The following is a 17064-nucleotide window of genomic DNA, read 5'->3' as shown; positions in this document are numbered from 1 at the left end:
AGGGTGCTTTTTTCTATGGTTCTGTTTGTTAAAAGAGATGTCCTACAACTGTCGACAGGGAGTCAAGTACTCGACACAATAAAACATTTATCAGTTATCGGAGGTTTAATTGCAGCTATTGATATTCTAGAGAAAAATCCGGACATCCAGGAAAATTTACACGAAAACGAAAAGTACTTAAGAGACGGCATTCAACAAATAGGTCTTAATGTATTACATAGTGAATCACCTATTATTCCAATTATTCTTCCAGATCGCGACACAACATTATGTTTTGCAGACTCACTTCATCAAGAAGGTGTCTACGTTAACCCAATTCTCCTCTTCGCATACTTGTTTCTAAAGCTACTAAGACGAGCACATGAAATTCTTCCTCTGTGTGTGCTAGTAGATATGTTCTTAGCTTTTGGAAGTCCGTAATGGATAACGCTTTGTTTCGTTTCGATAACTCTTTCCCACGAGGTTTGACAAGTTCTGCGAAATCATTCGTGAGATAACCACGAGCGTAAGCGTCACGAAGTGCCATTTTGACTTTTATTAACAAGCTGCGAGTGGTACTGTGAGAACGCTTCTTTGCGTATTCATCAATTTTTCTTTGCACAACAATGTCATTCATATCTTTTAACTGAATATTTCCGAATAACTTTCTAATAATTCCTGACGCTTCTAGGTATCTTTGAAACGCAGCTTTTTGTATATCATTTTTCTTCACAAGATATATCCAGTGTTAGTTGTTTAAAAGAATCTATGCCTAAGTCAAATCTCTTTGTTTCTTCCATCAATCTGATATAAAAGTCTTTTTTATCACCTTTTTTATCCAATTCCTTGATGTATCTCAAATGTCCGCCACAAAATTCCAGCACAGGACATCATTTCCCTTACCGTATCAACGGATTCCATACTATTATTCTCTATTTCCTACCTCCCTGTTAGATATGGGGAGGTAGAATGGTGTCGTTGCTACGCAACGACAAGCACACCGCATCCATTGTGAAAAATGAAGCACTATTTCTATTTATCTCGCTAACCGTTCGTATTCGGTATCTCGGCGCTTATCAATCGCTCTGGAATAGGCTTCCATCATGGCGATATATAGTAGATTGTTTTTACAATCATTAGTCTACATAACAGCTTTTACGGTCAATACTGCTCGCTGTTTTATCAACTACAATGTTTAGAGACTGCTTGTATGTCTCGCTTGAAACAAGTCATCTTAGGTTTCCATTCATGAATGTAGTAGTTTCAAACTTCTGTATTTAGTTGTATGGGAGTGTTTTCAAATAATTCCTTTCAAAGACATCTTATGAAGTGATTTTTCGCATGTAGAAAGGTTTTAGTATGGCTATTCTCACAAAATAAATATCACGATATGCAATGTTGTTTTTCAAAAAAATAGCTCTTCATACATCGCTCTTTCTCATTTTTATTTTCTCGCTTGCTAAGTTTCTGTCTATATCTTTGTTACGGTTAATATCATATTACGATTTGTATTGGAGTTGTAGGGGGGGGGTGCAAAATAAATCTTTATTTGTTCAATGTTATTATCGCATGATGAGTTGTGATATTGTGTAATATCCTTATCATATCAACTATTAGAGAGGGAGAAAAAAGTATCAAATTCTGCAATGAAATTCTTGCTGCAATAATATTCTTGCGGACATATTTTCATAGGGGCATAATCGATGTTGAGTGAGAGACAGAACGTCGATAAAGTATAATATCTGGATATAAAACGAAGAAACAATTGCTTGATGGATTGTAGACATTAAAAATCATGTGAAAGCATTGAATATACACCTATCAAAATCTTTTACATTAGCAGAAAAATAAGGAGATTTACATATAATCATGTTTAATATGTAAATTTCTCTATTATGTTTATCAAAGATAAGGTAATAGTTTTTACGTACTGCGCCATAACTAAATCTATCTTTTTCCATTTTATTAATCTCATTACATATTCAGAAATAACCTTTTCCCCTGTATAATCGGTATAATGTGTCTGCTTTGAAATGAAAAAATATAGTGGCATCATGATCACAGATAGCGAGTCAATATTTTATTACTGGGGGTTGTCTCATGAGAAGTAAGATGATAATTATAACAATAATCACAGTATTTATGTTGTTTGTTGGATTTAACACCTCAGCCTATGCATTGACAGAGGAAGAGTCTGTTGCAATCCAATCATTATTAGAAGATGCTAGGCGTATATCTGGCACACCGGGCATGTCAGTTTCAATACAATCAAGGGATGATATCTATTTCTTTTCATCCGGCTATGCAAACTCTGAGGAAGGGGTTTTGACCAATGAAAACACCATATGGGAGTTAGCCTCCGTCAGCAAAGCTTTTACTGCTTTAGGAATTTTACTTTTGGAAGAGCAGGGATTTTTGTCTATGGATGATTCGGTTGTAGAGTATTTACCTTGGTTCTCATTGCGATATCAGGGACAGCCCGTTGACATGCAGAGTGTTACTTTGAATCATTTCCTTCATCATACTACAGGGTTAATCAATAGGTATCATACTCAGCATATCCCAGAGGGAAATACACCAGATATGTTGCAAAAGACCGTTGAAATGTTAATAGATGCCGAAGTGGTATTTCCACCTGGCGAAAGATATGAATATGGGACGGTAAATTATGATGTGCTGGGCTTGGTGATAGAAACCGTATCGGGACAAAGCTATGAGGATTTTATGGAAGAACAAGTATTTCGACCACTGGGGTTGTATGAAACTTATGCGAATAGAGGTAAGGTACAAGCGACAGGTCAGTTGGCACAGGGCTATCGTTCCGCTTTTTTCATGACGCTGCCATATGATGCACCGAAATTTAGAGGAAACACACCTGCTGGGTATCTGTTTTCGTCCTCTCAAGACATAGCCCGTTGGATGGGAATTCAATTGGGAATTGTTGAAGATATTCCGGAAATCTTTCAAGGGCTGATTGCAAAATCACATGAGGGCAATAGGTCTGTTGCGGCTGTGGATAAACTGTACTATGGGGCGGGGTGGGGCGTGAATGCAGATCAGACATTCATCCAACACGCAGGTGGTAATCCAACGTTTGCAACAAATATATTCTTATTCCCAGAAGAACAGCTAGGTATCTCTCTATTATCCAATAGTGCCAGTACAAATATTGACATGTTATATAATATTAAGGATATTTTAGACGGAAATATCTCCCAAAGCTATCAAATGAGTTTGATGCAGATTTCCGATATCGCCCTATCTTCCGCTACAATTGCTCTAACATTACTAGCAATTCTATTTTTCTTTTTAGGGCTGCGTAGAAAGAAACAGAATAGGAAATTACCGTTAACGAAAAAGAGATTGACACTCATAGCTTTTTGGCTTGTGACTACAATTTTTATAGGTATCCTATGCCTAATCCTCCCCACAATATTTGGGGCTAGTTGGAGGTCATTTCTAGTTTGGCAAACGTATAGTTATCTAACCGCACTGATTGCGTTGTCTTTACTAAGTGCAAGTATCACTTGGTTTGTATATTGTTATCGCTATAAATGTTCCTAATGAGATGTGCCATTGTAACCTAAACGAAAACTTTTTTATTTGCTTCGCAGCATATTCCGACCACGCATAAATATGCTACATAATATAATATTTAACGAAAGTTCTTGCTGATATGAGCAATCGTTTGTTTTTTATCAAATATGAACAGGGCTTTTTTGATAGAAACATATTTTGGCATCAAAATAAATGAGTTGACTTTCTATTTAAATGAAAGTAACATACTATTTGTAAGTAAATATTAAAACGTTAGCAACGGGAGGAAAATAGAATGTCTAAAGTATTGTTTGTTAAAGCTAATGACCGTACAGTTGAAGAAGCTGTATCTGTTAAACTTTATGAAGCGTTTCTTAACAGCTATAAAGAAAATCATCCAAACGATGAAATTGTAGAGCTTGATCTTTACAAAGAAAACCCGCCGTACCTGGGCAGAAATGCCATTAACGGGACATTTAAAGCAGGAAAAGGCATGGAATTGAACGAGGATGAAAAAGCTGCTGCAGCTGTAGCGGATCGTTACTTGGACGAATTCGTCAAAGCCGATAAAGTTGTTTTTGCTTTCCCTTTGTGGAACTTCGCCGTTCCAGCTGTACTTCACACTTATGTGGACTACTTGTCCCGCGCAGGAGTGACATTTACATACACTCCTGAAGGACCTAAAGGCCTGATGGGAGACAAGAAGGTTGCTCTGTTAAATGCAAGAGGCGGCTTCTATTCTGAAGGACCGATGGCTGCAATGGAAATGTCATTGAACTACATGAAAACCGTCATGGGCTTCTTCGGCATTCAAGACCTGCATACCGTTGTCATCGAAGGACACAACGCTGTTCCTGACGACGCTCAAAAGATTATTGAAAACGGCTTGGCAGAAGCTAAAAAGCTTGCAGCATCATTTTAATTGCGAAACCCTTGTTCCAAAAGCGGAACAAGGGTTTTTTTACTTATGTCGTTTGCTTCATGCTTAATAAATAATAAACATAGTCCGTCGGCACACCTGCTTCACCCATTTGTCTCAGCATCGCTGAAATGTTGCCTCTGTGATAAGTGCCGTGGTTGACCACGTGATGAAGGAGTTCGCTAATAGGCGTTTTGATTTCGCCGAATGCTGGATGTGCAATCGTGATTTCATCATCGGGGTCTTCAAGATTTTCAAAAAACGTTTCATATTGAAGCGCCGTGTCATGAAAGATGGCAACGAAGTCATCGATCTTTTTTCCCTTTAATTCTTCTTTCAGCCGCATGCCCGTTTCCTTTGCTTCCTCGTAAGGGGCTCCGGATATGACCTTCAGCCATAAGGCGTCAGCAAAGCACATATGGGTAACAACCTCAGATACAGATTGAAAAACGCTTTTGATTTCCCTTGTAAACAGCTCTTCAGGCAGGCTTTTCAGGTGGCTGAGAACCCTTTGATTCGCCCAATTGTGATAGTCTAAATGCTTTAGTGCGTTATGTGTCATACTTTTTGTCCTCCTCACTTTTTTAATATCAATTCGTGAAAAAGACGCATATTCCTTTAATTAAGAAAAATACCCCGGGGCATAAAGAGTAAAAACCTGCCGATCGGCAGGTTTTCGTGCTCATTCTTTGTCCTGTTTTTTGGATGGGGTAACCGGATAAAGCTCCTCAGATGCTTCGCTTTGATACTGCAATGAGCCTCGCTTTTCCCTGTTTTCCCGGTTTCCGTTTTTCGTTTCGCCCAAAACGTTGGCTTCCATATAGCGGTGGAAAAAATACTCGAACACGGTGACGCCGATCGCTGCCACGATTGAAGCTGCAGCAAGCGTACCATACGGCGGATTATTTTGCATCGCGAGAATCGCCCAGATCAATACGAGTGAAAGTCCAAAATCTCCCATTGTCGCAGTTGTATTGTTTGTTCTCGGCAGCAGCAGAAGATCTCCGATCAGATAGGATATCACACCCAAAAACAATGTCAAAACAAACATTTCGCCGAATGGAACGCCAAAAAACAGAGTTAGCACTACATATAAAAGGACAAGGCTCACAATGAATTTTAAACACAATGCTCTTACATGCTTCATTTCGTTTCCTCACCTTTCAGCTTATTTTAAAGTATTCCTGTTTTTTTGCTGTTTATTGTTTTTGTCATCCTGCTGGAATGCGCTTTCTGTTTCGTGATCGTTTTTCAGCTGTTCGAGGCTGCTGTTTTGAATGTCTTTCTTCTGCATGGTCTCACCACCTTTTTCACTATATTTTGGATTGTTTTTGATTTCTTATACATATCGCGAAAATCGCAAAAAAGAGGGGGCATCCCTCTTTTGAAAACCGGTTATTTTTTTCTCAGTCCTGCCGCATATGCAGGGCCCATTCCCGTTATTTTTGATAAGATGAGCGCCATATCATGCGGCGACTCTTTCATGCCGTTTTCCAGCCATTGCTGCATAACGCTGATATGTGCGCCGGTTATGTAGGAAATCAAGTAGTCCTCCGGTACAATCGGATCGGTTCTGATCGCTGCTTTCAGCCGTTTTAAATTGATGCTCAAAACCGATTTAAATTTTAAACGGAAAGAACCCGGGCCTTTAGGGCCTAAAATGGCCTTCATAAAAACCTCGTTTTCTCTTATGTATTGAAAAATGTCGACGACGAATGTCAGCGGATGGTCAATCACATCCTGTTTTAATATGTCCATTGAATGAATCGAGCGTTTAGCAATGTTATTGATCTCTTGGATGATTTCCTCCTCGCTTTGTTCCAGCAAATCGTATTTATCTTCGTAGTGCAAGTAAAACGTGCCGCGGTTAATATCGGCTTTCTTCGTAATGTCTGTGACGGATATCTCTTCAAACGTTTTATTTTTCATCAGTTCAGAGAGTGCGTCTCTGATCATTTTTTTCGTGCGTTTTACCCTGCGATCCTGTTTTTGTTCAGTCATTCAAATCCTCCTGACGGTTCATGAAAATCAACAATTTCCATAATTGTGTTGAAAACTTAACATTTGCTGATTGATTGTTCATTGCGTTCTCCTTTTGTGCAATTATAATAAACATGATGAATATTAATCAACACAGTGTTCATTTATGCGTATAAAAAAGGATGAAAGCCCAGACCAGGGCAAAATAAATCGTCCAAGGGATCAAAACAGCTAATACAACCTTGAACATGCGGCGTGGAATTGCTGCAAAAAGCGGTGTAAGGAGAGGATAGAATGGAGAAATATGTGCTGTATTTCAATGAAATTGATCAATTTGATTTGCCCGATGTCGGCGGAAAAGGGGCGAACCTCGGGGAAATGACAAAAGCGGGCTTTCCCGTTCCCCGGGGATTTTGCATATCAACTGCCGCCTACCGTGCGTTCATACAAACAAGCGGCATCATCGACAGCCTGCTCGATCAGCTTGAACAGCTCAAACATGATGATCTTGAACAGATTCGAACTGCGGGGAAACAGATTCGTGAGCATCTTGCTCAGATCCCCGTGCCTGACGAGATCAAATCGGCGATATTGGAGGGCATAGATACGACCGGCAAAGATAAAGCCTATGCCGTCCGCTCCAGTGCAACGGCTGAAGACCTGCCGACCGCTTCATTTGCGGGGCAGCAGGACACCTTTTTGAACGTCTGCGGGAAAGAGCAACTTCTTGATGCGGTGAAACAATGCTGGGCTTCGCTGTTTACGGACAGAGCGATTTCCTACCGCGCGAACAACGGTTTCGACCACCGCTCTGTCTTTCTTGCCGTTGTCGTTCAAGAGATGGTTTTTCCCGAAGTTTCCGGAATTATGTTCACGGCAGATCCGATCACGGGGCACCGCAAAACGGTATCCATCGATGCCAGCTTCGGCTTGGGTGAAGCGTTGGTGTCCGGAGTTGTCAGCGCTGATCTGTATCAGGTTCGGTCAGGTGAAATCGTCAAAAAACAACTCTCGAAGAAAGAATCGGCCATTTACTCCGTACCAGAAGGAGGAACCGTCCAGAAAATCCTCTCTCCGGAAAAACAACAAACACAGGCTTTGCCGGATTCAAAAATCGTCGAATTGGCAGAACTGGGGCGCAAAATCGAGGCTCACTACGGCAAGGAACAGGATATCGAGTGGGCTTTTGCCGGCGGCAGCTTTTACATTCTTCAAAGCCGGCCGATCACATCCCTATACCCGGTCATACGCGTTTTTGACGATAAGCCGCACGTTTTGATTAATTTTGGCTACATCCAAATGATGACCGATCCGCTGAAACCCCTGGGCGTATCGGTTATCAGCCAAGTCCTCCGATTTTTAAAAAAAGATCCTTCGGCACAGCCGATTCTTCGCGAAGCGGGAGGAAGAGTGTTTGCCGATATTACGGGTGCTCTCTCCCTCAGATTCGTCCGAAACCGGCTGCTCAAAGTATTGAGTGGCATGGATCAGTTGATGGCAACAGCTGTATCGGAGGTAGTCAAGCGCAAAGAACATCAGCTATATTCCATCTCGAGAAAAGGTATGTTTCATATTGCCGGGAGTTTAGCGCCGATTCTGATTCCGGCAGCATCTAAAGTTGCCGGAATTCTGCTGATCGGAACCCACGATAAAGCCGAGAAAAAAGCGAAATTGATCATTGAAGCGATCGTGACGGACACCGAAGAGAAACTTAGCCGGACTTCCGGTGCTGAAACGATCCGCGTCATCCAAAAAGGAATGGGAAACATGTTGCAAGACGTGCTTTCAAAAGTTGCTGTATATGTCTTGAGCGGAATGATTGCAGCCGGATTGCTCGAAAAAAAGCTGAAAAAGAAGCTGGGGGACGAGAAAAGCGCGATTTTGCTGGGGAAATTGTATAAATCCCTGCCTCATAATGTCACAACAGAAATGGGTCTTGAGTTAGGAGATCTTTCAGATCAGGCGAGAAAGTATCCTGATGTCATTGACTATTTCAAGCGTGCGAACAGCGAAAATTTTATGGAAGAGCTGCTCAAAATCCCCGGCGGCGCCGAATTGAAACGCAGTTTAGACGATTTTCTCAAAAAGTACGGGATGCGGTGCGTGGGAGAAATCGATTTGACAAGGCCGAGATGGGCCGAGGCTCCGGTTCAGCTCGTTCCGTCCATACTCAGCCATATTCGGACGGCTGCTGCCGGGGAACACAGGAGGAAATTTAGACAAGGCGAAATCGAAGCGGAAGAGGCAAAAAAGGAGATCATCTCTCAATTTTGTTTTCCAGAAAAAAAGAGAGTCTCCCGGCTCGTTCATATGTACCGAAGCTTGATGGGAATGCGGGAGCATCATAAATTTACACTTGTAAAACTGATGTTTTTATACAAAAAAGCGATTCTTAAAGAAGCCCGCACTCTCGTTGAAAAAGGAATTCTGAATTGTGAAGAGGATGTCTTTTACTTTACGCTTGAGGAGCTTATCGCCCTATTGGAGAATCGCGGCATCGGGGATATTCCGGAATTGTTAACAGACAGAAAACGGCAGCATGCCTCCAATCAAAAGCTCACATCCCCCCGTGTGATGACGAGTGAAGGGGAGATCATTACAGGGAAGCTGCGAAATGAAAAAAGTCCTGAAGGAGCTCTCACAGGGACACCGGTTTCCGCGGGAATCATTGAAGGGACCGCCAGAGTTGTGAAGAGCCCTGAAGACGCGAAGCTCAATCAAGGGGACATCTTAGTGGCGCCGTATACTGATCCGGGCTGGACTCCGCTTTTTACTTCAGCGGTCGGACTGATTACGGAAGTGGGCGGCATGATGACCCATGGTTCAGTAGTGGCAAGGGAATACGGCATTCCTGCTGTCGTCGGGATCGACAAAGCGACAGAAATCATAGAAGACGGCGCATATATCCGAGTCGACGGAACAAACGGGTTTGTTCAAATATTGGACGGCAACGGCTCATGAGTTATTTTAAATAAAGACTTTGTATAGGAAATGTTGATATTTGATCCCTATACGAATCCTTGATATAATCAAAATAGGAACAAATGTTCGGTAGGGTTTTCAAGGCGAGCAAAAACAAGGCATGTTAATGATAGAAGAAGCGAATCAGATATGTTAGAGATAATATAATTTCTAAAGAAATTGAGGAGAAATGGATGTCGCAAAATGGAATTGTTTTAGTAGCCAGTGTATCAATCTTTAGTGATGATAAAGTCTTGATGATAAAAGAGAATAAACCTGCTGCTATTAATAAATGGAACTTTCCGAGTGGACGGATCGAATATGGAGAGGACATTCTCTATTCAGCTCGAAGGGAAGTTAAAGAGGAAACTGGATTGGACGTAAACCTGATTGCCGCTACTGGTGTATATAATTTTATTAGCAGTACGAAGAATCAAGTTATTTTATTTCATTTTATTGGTGAAGTTACTGGAGGTTCTTTAAAGCTCGAAGAAGATGAAATTTTAGACAGCAAGTGGATAAAAGTAAGTGATCTTGCAACATTTGAAAACGAAGACTTACGAGAACCCAATGTAATCAAGCAAATCATTGAAAACTTATTAAGAGAGAATTTATACTCAGTTAGTGTGTATCATGAGCAACTGATTAAATCGTTCTTATTGAGCTAGGGGATGTTAGTTGAACAAAAGTATCAACATTAAAATTTAACAGAGTCTAAATAAAAAAAGCCAGCCTTTTGGAAAGGCTGACGGAATCGTTCTTACCAGCTTGCTTTTTAAACGCCGGGGATATGCCCTTTGTAAGCAAGCTCGCGGAAGCAGATGCGGCACAATTTAAACTTCCGAATCACGGAATGCGGTCTGCCGCAGCGTTCACAGCGGGTGTACTCTCTGACTTTGAACTTTTGTTCCCGTTTTTGTTTGACAATCATTGAAGTCTTGGCCATTTTTTTACCTCCTTTTAAATTTATTGATTTATATAAATAAAAATAGATTCTATTTCTGTAAACAATTTATTATAACATTTAAAATGCTATTTGTAAATAAATTGAAAAGATTCGCTGTTCGAGTCTTTTTTGCTGATAAAAAGTGAAAATGAATCTCATTGATTAAAGCGAAACTTTATAGCAGATATGCCAATCAAACGATCCCGTTTTACCTCAGGTAAACGGCAAATTCTATCAAAAAAGTCCCATGCCGATCGATTGACTGATCTGCCGTCCCTAAGATTGATGAGGCCGCTTTACTCGGTCTGATGATTTGGATTGAGCGGAAAATAACCGATTTGCATCATTACGAATCAGCGGGAAATTTGTATACTGGCTTCAAAGAAGGGGGGGAGTATAGAGAAAAACGGTAGTTAGATTTTTGTCTCATTGTCTGGCACTCCACTATGCAATGAAACGAAGAAGGAATCAAACATAGCAAGAAAGCGCTGTAGAATTTGGCAGTCTTGTGATCTACTCCAGCTAAAGAAACAAATCACTACGCTTCCGCAACACCAGCTCCCACGCAAAGATCAAGCTTGAAAACGAAAAACGCAAGGCTGTTCATTTTCACATGAACCTCGATGTTTTAGGGATGAAATTATCGCCGTGTCCATGAAAGCGGCGCCGACGGCGGAAATGGTAAATGCGTCAAATGTTATAAGCGGTAAAATCGGAAAAAGGTGTGCAGGCTGCACACCTTTTTTCAGCTTTTCAGCGGCCTACCTTTGGCTGACCGCGATTTTTAACCCGATTAAAGTGAATAAAGCCCCTTCCAGCAAATGAACTTTTTTTACGGCTTGCGGACTTCTGCGCAGCCGGTCTCCGACTTTTTCCGCAAACAGGCTGACCATCACAAAGATAATGAACGCTTGAATTAAAAATAACATGCCGTAAACGAGCATTTGCGTCGTCACATTGAAGGTGCCGGGGTGAATAAATTGCGGAAGAAAGGCAAGGAAGAACAATGAGACCTTCGGGTTTAACAGATTCATCACAACGCCTTTTTGATATAAAGCCCTGCGGTTCAATGAATCTTTGGCTTCAAGGTTGAAGCCGGCGCTTTTTTGCCGAAAGGACTGGTAAGCTAAAAACAGCAGATAGGCTGCACCTGCATATTTCACGATCGAGAAGGCGACAGCTGATTGATAGATCGCAGCAGAAATGCCTGCTGCAGCCGCGATGATGTGGACGATTAACCCTGTGCATAGTCCGCATGCGGTTGCTATACCTGCTGATTTTCCCTTTGAGATGCTCTGTGCCAAAACGAACAGGTTATCAGGGCCCGGCATAACTGTAAGCAATACGGCCGCACCCAAAAAAGAAACGATCGCTATCACGTCCATCTGTCCAACTCCATTTTCATCAGTATTTTTTATTATAGCATCTGAGAAACATTTTTTAGCGAAAAGGCGGGGAAAATGGACGGATTTTTAGTTTAATGTATTAGTACAAGTTTGTGCTAATCAACATAATTTGATAGTGAAGAATGAAACTCAAGGAAGGGAGAAGTGCTTATGTCTTACTGCAAACCGCGCGTTCTGCCGCCAGTTGTGCATCCTACTAGATACTGTGAGGATCACCGATACTCTAAAACGATCGTTCCTCACATCCATCCGCAGCATATTAAAAAAGTGGATCATCAAAAATACGAGCATGTTCACTATTATCCGCACTCTTATTCAAGCTATAAGCCGGTTTATCATGACCACTCATACTGCGGTAAACCTTGTGATCGCCACGAAAAATACTAACCTTTCCGGAAGAAAAAAATTCTTCTCATGAAAAAAGGCCGGAAGAAGCGTCCTGATGGAGCTTTTACGGCCTTTTTTTGAGTTAGCCCCTGCATCTTTGCAAAGTCCCCTGCAAAACAGCTTGGCCGGCTTTTTTCGTCTTCGAATTGAAAGGGCGCACTTCGACTAGGGTATTCACAGTCAGCTCGGACGATATTTCGTCAAACTTGCCCGCCCAAGGACTTCCGCCAAACCAGCTCGGCGTGTCTTCCTGGACTTGATGCATGGTAAAGCGCCAGCTGATCTGGCCCGGTATCCGGGCAATTCCTTCAAATTGATCATAGTCTCCAAATGAAGCAGGGGCCGGAAGCCAATCAGCGTAGATGCCGACGCTCTGCCGTTCCCTGACAGGACTCGCGGGATCTTCGGTATACGGTTTCTTCACTTTCGCGATTAAAGCCGTGCCGCGGGCATTGGGAATATCCTGTGCTGGATGAAGAACAACGCTGCATGGATAAGGTACTTGTGCGGCAGGCTGTGCTTGGGTCGCTGCCGCAGGCAGCATAAGGACAAGTGATATCGTCAGACTTCTCAGCAGTGCCATCATTGAACCACCTCCGTATCTTGAAATAGTCTAACCAGTCACACCTTTTCACATTCTTCACGTTCAGCCATCGGAGACATTCACCTATTTATATCTTGGGAGTATCTTATGGTAAAGACATGATCGGGGGCGACGGCGTGGGATACTTTGTTCAGGCAGAATCAGGCGTTAACCTGTACGTTGAAGATATCAATCCTCAAAGCAGCAAAGCAATTGTATTTTTGCACGGCTGGCCATTAAGCCATCTGCAGTTCGAATATCAATTTGACGATCTTTCGCGAAAGGGATACCGCTGTATCGGCATTGACTGGCGGGGATTCGGGCGTTCGGATAAGCCGGCGACGGGCTATCATTACAACCGTTTGGCTGATGATATCCGCGCTGTTGTTGAGGCGCTTCAATTAAACAACTTCACGCTTGCCGGTCATTCAACCGGCGGCGCCATAGCACTCCGCTATATGTCCCGATACAGGGGCTCTAGGGTTTCAAAGCTGGTTTTGATCGATGCGGCGGCACCTGTGGGATTTACTGAAGAGACGGCAGCCAAATTGCTTCAGCAAGCGTCTGACGATCGTCCTAAGATGATGCGTGAAGTGACCGACACATTTTTCTTTCAGTATATTACACAACCGTTCTCGGACTGGTTTTTTCAATTAGGATTGCAGGCCGCAGGCTGGTCGACAAAAGCGGTCATCGAAATGCTGAGAGATGAGAAACTGTATGATGATCTTGGAAAAGTCGCTGCTCCGACCTTAATCATTCACGGTATTCAAGACAAGGTGATTCCGTTTGCACAAGCAAAGGAACTCGGCCGTAAAATAAGAAATTCATATCTTGTTCCGTTTCAATACAGCGGACACGGCCCGTTCTGGGAGGAACGCGAAATGTTCAATCGGATTTTAACGCAATTTATCGGTTGATTTTATATGGAGGAGCTGCCGCCACATAATGTTCAAAAAGCGGAAAGGAATATTTTGGATAACCGTGTTATCATGATAATCACCGGGACTGCTTCTCCAGCCTGAAGTGTAAAAAATACCCGATTAAGTTTGCACTTCAGCGGAAGTAAGAAGCGCAAGTATTTTACCGGGGTGAATCTCTGTTTAGCGCAGAAGCAGAGGGGAGCATGACGTTTCTGAGGGGGAATGGGATTAAATGAAGTCAATTCAAGCAATCACCGTTCATTCAAAGCATTATATTGTAGGTGAGCCATGCCATCCGCCAGGATTTAGAGACGAAGCGACCGTTATGAAAATTACAGAAAAAAACAAGTTCTCTGGATTGATCAGAGGCTTTGTTGTTCATTTTGATACGAAAACAGAGCTGCATATTCATACAGAGCCAGACAAGGTTCATTGGAGGTGAAGGACTTTAAGCGAACATTGAAGTATGTTCGTTTAGTGTCTTTTTTTATTTCGGAAGCAAGGGTATTCAATCGGCGGATGCTTCAGCATAATAAAGCGGATTTTCCAAAAACGGTCTTCAGAAAATGAACGGGCGAAAATAGGGACAAAGTATAGGTACTTATGCAGTCGGGCTTTAGCTTTTCAGCATAATGTACTAGTGAATCTATAAAATGAAGGGAAAGGAGAATGTACAAATGTATTGCAAACGTCATGAGCCGCATGTTTATCCTACGAAGTATTGTGAGGATCATCATTACTCAAAATCTGTCGTTCCTCATATTCATCCACAGCATACAAAAAAAATAGACCACCACAAATATGAACATGTTCATTACTATCCGCACACTTACTCACATCATAAGGATGTTTCACATGAACACTATCATTGCGGAAAACCTTGCAAAGGCTATGAAAAAAAGTCGGACTATGGCCATTGCTATTAATAAAGGCTTGATTGTACCTTATTTTGATCACAGTTAAATAAACGTTTCACTCATTCACGGACCGTAGAAATACCCGGAAGGGGCTTTTTTATGGTCTGTTCCCGTTTTGAGAGGTAGCAACCGTGTCAACATATTTAAAATAGGCTATAGCGAACGCATGAGAATTGTATTTAGCAAAACGAAAAGAATGCAGGCGGAGTTCCAAGTCGCAGAATGCTTATTAATATCATTTATACCTTTTTTATATTAAACTGGTACATATAGGATGATGCTTTCTCTAGTTGGCTGGGATGAAGGGAGAACCATTATGCAAAAAACACTTTTTCAAAACGCAACGATTGTGACGCTTGATCCGCAGCTTCATACGATCGAAAAGGGGGACATGCTGGTTGAAGGCTCCGTCATTCTGGACGTTGCCGAGTCGATTGAGTCGGGAGATGCAGAGATTGTTGATGCCTCCAATATGCTGATCATGCCTGGATTTGTTGATACGCACCGCCACGTATGGGAATCCGTGATTCGCGGAATCGGAGCCGATTGGTCCCTGCAAACCTATTTAAACCGGATTTATTATGGGAATTATGGGTCGATGAGAAGACCTGAGGATGATTGGGTCGCGAACTATTTAGGAGCGCTTGAGGCGCTCGATGCAGGCGTCACGACTTTGCTGGACTGGACGATGATTGAATCGCCTGATCATACGGACCAGCTGATTGCGGGACTGAAAGACGCCGGCATTCGCGCCGTATTCGCTTTCGGAACATCTGGTGACGCCGAATATTGGGACAGAGACAGCGATCTTTCGAATATGGACGAAGCGAAACGGGTAAAAAAAGCATATTTTCAATCGAAGGATCAGCTTTTGACAATGGGACTTGCAATTCGCGGTCCGGAGTTTTCTTCATGGAAGACATCTGTCTTTGAAATCGAAACGGCCCGGGAACTGGATGCCTTATGCAGCATGCATATTGCGTTTGGCAACTGGGGAGCGAAAGATCGTTCGATTGAAAAGCTGAATCAAGCCGGGCTGCTCGGTCCCGATTTAAACATGGTGCATGCCAATGCGATGAGTGAAGAAGAAATGAAAATGCTTGCGGCTCACGGAAGCTCGATTTCTGTGACGCCAGAAATTGAGATGATGATGGGGCACGGCTATCCTGTTACAGGGCTCGCCCTAAAAAACGGGGTTCGTCCCGCACTCGGGGTTGATGTTGTGACATCGACGGGAGGAGACCTTTTCGCACAGATGAAATTTGCCCTTCAAGCAGAACGCGCAAAGCACAATGAAGAACTGCTGAGAGAAGGGATCATGCCGGGTCCTGAATTGAGCATTTCGGCCGAACAAATCCTGAAAGCGGCCACCATTGACGGAGCGAGGGCCTTAAGGCTCGATCATAAAATCGGCTCGCTTACGCCCGGCAAAGAAGCTGACTTTATCATGGTGAAAACGGACAGCGTCAATTTGCTCCCTTTCACTGATGCGGTAGGGGCAATCGTCCAAAGTACGCACACCGGAAACGTAGATTCCGTATATGTCGCAGGAAAAGCGCTGAAACGAAACGGCCGATTGGTTGATGCAGATCTTGAAAAGGTGAGACAAAAAGCGCTGGAAGCAAGAGATCATATTTTATCCCGATCCCCTGAGGGCGCTTTTTAATCTTTCCTTTGAAATTTCCAGTGATAAACTTGCCCTGCCAGACTTCAGAAAGCCGCTCCTTACTGTTTGAAGACCAGCTTTTTGGTTTAGTTTTCAGAGAAGAGTATGTATGGAAAAGGTTATGATGATGTGATAACCTTTTCCTGACGCTCATAAATTTTGATTAAAAAGGGACATAATTCACGCCATTAAGCATTTCTCTCCACAAATGATCATTAGACTGCCAGATTTCCCGATCTGGAAGTGTAACCGCACATATTCTTTTTAATGGCCAATTCTGCTCGACGATTCCATTAACTTTTGAGTGATTGATAAGGAGAACCCTGAAGTCGTTTTGTACTAAATCCGATAATACGGACTCCAGTTCTTGAGCTTCCTTGTAGGTTCCGTTAGTTCTGACAAAAAGGATCCGATTAGCGGTCGACATCTTTTCATAAAATCTGTTGATTCTTCTGTTGAATTTTTCCATCACTTCATCGTATGTCGCAAGATGTTCGAGTGTATTTTTATCTGCTTTAAAATCATGAGCTGAATCGACATGATAAAAATCATCTGTTAATGAGATATAACGGTCAGTAGTATAAACACCTGTTGAGTAGCCTGTTACCCTTAGATTGAGGGGTGCCATAAAATTTGAGAAACGATTCTTTAAAAGACGGTTCAGTTCGGTCAGGGAAGAGGTACCGACCCAGTCTAAAGGGCCTGCGTACGGCCTTAAATTGTTTTTTTTAAGCTGAAGAGCAGTTAAACAAAGATGGCCTAATCCGAAAATAGCATTATAGTCTCCTTTTATATCATTCAAATTCATAATCTAAACTCCTTTTGTGGATTATTTTCCAACAATCTATTTAGTATTCTAT

At 42.3% G+C, this 17064-nt stretch carries 19 protein-coding genes; 10 read left to right on the top strand and 9 right to left on the bottom strand.

Going from position 1 to position 17064, the window contains the following annotated elements; genetic code table 11:
- Positions 1-15 precede the first annotated feature (15 nt).
- Positions 16-420 (top strand): aminotransferase class I/II-fold pyridoxal phosphate-dependent enzyme, encoded by a 405-nt coding sequence (locus BTA31_RS23355; RefSeq protein WP_239693203.1) that lies wholly within the window; start codon positions 16-18, stop codon positions 418-420.
- Here the strand turns inward: BTA31_RS23355 and BTA31_RS22905 are convergent.
- Positions 308-712: a hypothetical protein gene (locus BTA31_RS22905; RefSeq protein WP_162274290.1), complete on the bottom strand. Its 405-nt coding sequence runs from the start codon at positions 710-712 to the stop codon at positions 308-310. The genes BTA31_RS23355 and BTA31_RS22905 overlap by 113 nt on opposite strands.
- A 1367-nt stretch (positions 713-2079) precedes the next feature.
- Here BTA31_RS22905 and BTA31_RS13435 point away from each other — a divergent pair.
- Both BTA31_RS13435 and BTA31_RS13430 read left to right on the top strand, forming a co-directional pair.
- The gene (locus BTA31_RS13435; RefSeq protein WP_076792369.1) at positions 2080-3543 is read left to right on the top strand and encodes a serine hydrolase domain-containing protein; all 1464 of its coding nucleotides are present in this window, start codon (positions 2080-2082) and stop codon (positions 3541-3543) included.
- 268 nt (positions 3544-3811) lie between these two features.
- Complete coding sequence (locus tag BTA31_RS13430) at positions 3812-4438, top strand: FMN-dependent NADH-azoreductase (protein WP_043928034.1); 627 nt, start codon at positions 3812-3814, stop codon at positions 4436-4438.
- Positions 4439-4481: 43 nt separating this feature from the next.
- On the opposite strand, the gene BTA31_RS13425 is transcribed toward BTA31_RS13430, so the two are convergent.
- The 4 genes from BTA31_RS13425 to BTA31_RS13410 all read right to left on the bottom strand — a co-directional run bounded on the left by BTA31_RS13425 (position 4482) and on the right by BTA31_RS13410 (position 6436).
- Positions 4482-4997 (bottom strand): DinB family protein, encoded by a 516-nt coding sequence (locus BTA31_RS13425; RefSeq protein WP_076792366.1) that lies wholly within the window; start codon positions 4995-4997, stop codon positions 4482-4484.
- Positions 4998-5117: 120 nt separating this feature from the next.
- Positions 5118-5582 carry a YndM family protein gene (locus BTA31_RS13420; RefSeq protein WP_043928032.1) on the bottom strand — a complete coding sequence of 155 codons (465 nt, stop codon included), beginning with the start codon at positions 5580-5582 and terminating at the stop codon, positions 5118-5120.
- Positions 5583-5603: 21 nt separating this feature from the next.
- Positions 5604-5729 carry a biofilm-forming protein gene (locus tag BTA31_RS13415; protein ID WP_076792364.1) on the bottom strand — a complete coding sequence of 42 codons (126 nt, stop codon included), beginning with the start codon at positions 5727-5729 and terminating at the stop codon, positions 5604-5606.
- Positions 5730-5830: 101 nt separating this feature from the next.
- The gene (locus tag BTA31_RS13410; RefSeq protein WP_076792361.1) at positions 5831-6436 is read right to left on the bottom strand and encodes a TetR/AcrR family transcriptional regulator; all 606 of its coding nucleotides are present in this window, start codon (positions 6434-6436) and stop codon (positions 5831-5833) included.
- Positions 6437-6709: 273 nt separating this feature from the next.
- Here BTA31_RS13410 and BTA31_RS13405 point away from each other — a divergent pair, with 273 nt between their 5' ends.
- Positions 6710-9376, top strand: coding sequence for a phosphoenolpyruvate synthase (locus BTA31_RS13405; protein ID WP_076792358.1), 2667 nt, complete (start codon positions 6710-6712; stop codon positions 9374-9376).
- A 194-nt stretch (positions 9377-9570) separates the two neighbouring features.
- Positions 9571-10044, top strand: coding sequence for an NUDIX hydrolase (locus tag BTA31_RS13400; RefSeq protein ID WP_076792355.1), 474 nt, complete (start codon positions 9571-9573; stop codon positions 10042-10044).
- 107 nt (positions 10045-10151) lie between these two features.
- On the opposite strand, the gene BTA31_RS13395 is transcribed toward BTA31_RS13400, so the two are convergent.
- Together BTA31_RS13395 and BTA31_RS13390 are read right to left on the bottom strand one after the other, a co-directional pair.
- Positions 10152-10322: a type Z 30S ribosomal protein S14 gene (locus BTA31_RS13395; RefSeq protein ID WP_076792352.1), complete on the bottom strand. Its 171-nt coding sequence runs from the start codon at positions 10320-10322 to the stop codon at positions 10152-10154.
- A 761-nt stretch (positions 10323-11083) separates the two neighbouring features.
- Positions 11084-11707: a LysE family translocator gene (locus BTA31_RS13390; RefSeq protein WP_076792349.1), complete on the bottom strand. Its 624-nt coding sequence runs from the start codon at positions 11705-11707 to the stop codon at positions 11084-11086.
- A gap of 171 nt (positions 11708-11878) precedes the next feature.
- Between BTA31_RS13390 and BTA31_RS13385 the strand changes: the two genes are divergently transcribed.
- Positions 11879-12115: a CotD family spore coat protein gene (locus BTA31_RS13385; RefSeq protein WP_076792346.1), complete on the top strand. Its 237-nt coding sequence runs from the start codon at positions 11879-11881 to the stop codon at positions 12113-12115.
- An 82-nt stretch (positions 12116-12197) separates the two neighbouring features.
- On the opposite strand, the gene BTA31_RS13380 is transcribed toward BTA31_RS13385, so the two are convergent.
- Positions 12198-12701, bottom strand: a complete 504-nt coding sequence (locus BTA31_RS13380; protein WP_076792343.1) for a YoqH family protein — start codon at positions 12699-12701, stop codon at positions 12198-12200.
- Positions 12702-12817: 116 nt separating this feature from the next.
- On the opposite strand from BTA31_RS13380, the gene BTA31_RS13375 reads away from it, so the two are divergent.
- The 4 genes from BTA31_RS13375 to BTA31_RS13360 all read left to right on the top strand — a co-directional run bounded on the left by BTA31_RS13375 (position 12818) and on the right by BTA31_RS13360 (position 16204).
- Complete coding sequence (locus BTA31_RS13375) at positions 12818-13618, top strand: alpha/beta fold hydrolase (protein ID WP_076792340.1); 801 nt, start codon at positions 12818-12820, stop codon at positions 13616-13618.
- 235 nt (positions 13619-13853) lie between these two features.
- Positions 13854-14063 carry a hypothetical protein gene (locus tag BTA31_RS13370; protein ID WP_043928058.1) on the top strand — a complete coding sequence of 70 codons (210 nt, stop codon included), beginning with the start codon at positions 13854-13856 and terminating at the stop codon, positions 14061-14063.
- A 235-nt stretch (positions 14064-14298) separates the two neighbouring features.
- On the top strand, positions 14299-14547 hold the full coding sequence (locus tag BTA31_RS13365; protein WP_043928021.1) for a CotD family spore coat protein: 249 nt from the start codon (positions 14299-14301) through the stop codon (positions 14545-14547).
- Positions 14548-14854: 307 nt separating this feature from the next.
- Positions 14855-16204 (top strand): amidohydrolase family protein, encoded by a 1350-nt coding sequence (locus tag BTA31_RS13360; protein ID WP_076792337.1) that lies wholly within the window; start codon positions 14855-14857, stop codon positions 16202-16204.
- Between the two features lie 163 nt (positions 16205-16367).
- Here the strand turns inward: BTA31_RS13360 and BTA31_RS13355 are convergent, their stop codons facing one another.
- Positions 16368-17012 carry a DUF1796 family putative cysteine peptidase gene (locus BTA31_RS13355; RefSeq protein ID WP_076792335.1) on the bottom strand — a complete coding sequence of 215 codons (645 nt, stop codon included), beginning with the start codon at positions 17010-17012 and terminating at the stop codon, positions 16368-16370.
- Positions 17013-17064: the final 52 nt, after the last annotated feature.

The sequence above is a fragment of the Bacillus haynesii genome (assembly GCF_001969855.1).
Lineage (GTDB): Bacteria > Bacillota > Bacilli > Bacillales > Bacillaceae > Bacillus > Bacillus haynesii.
Note: the sequence above shows the minus strand (reverse complement) of the source record. Positions and strands in the feature narration are given on the sequence as shown.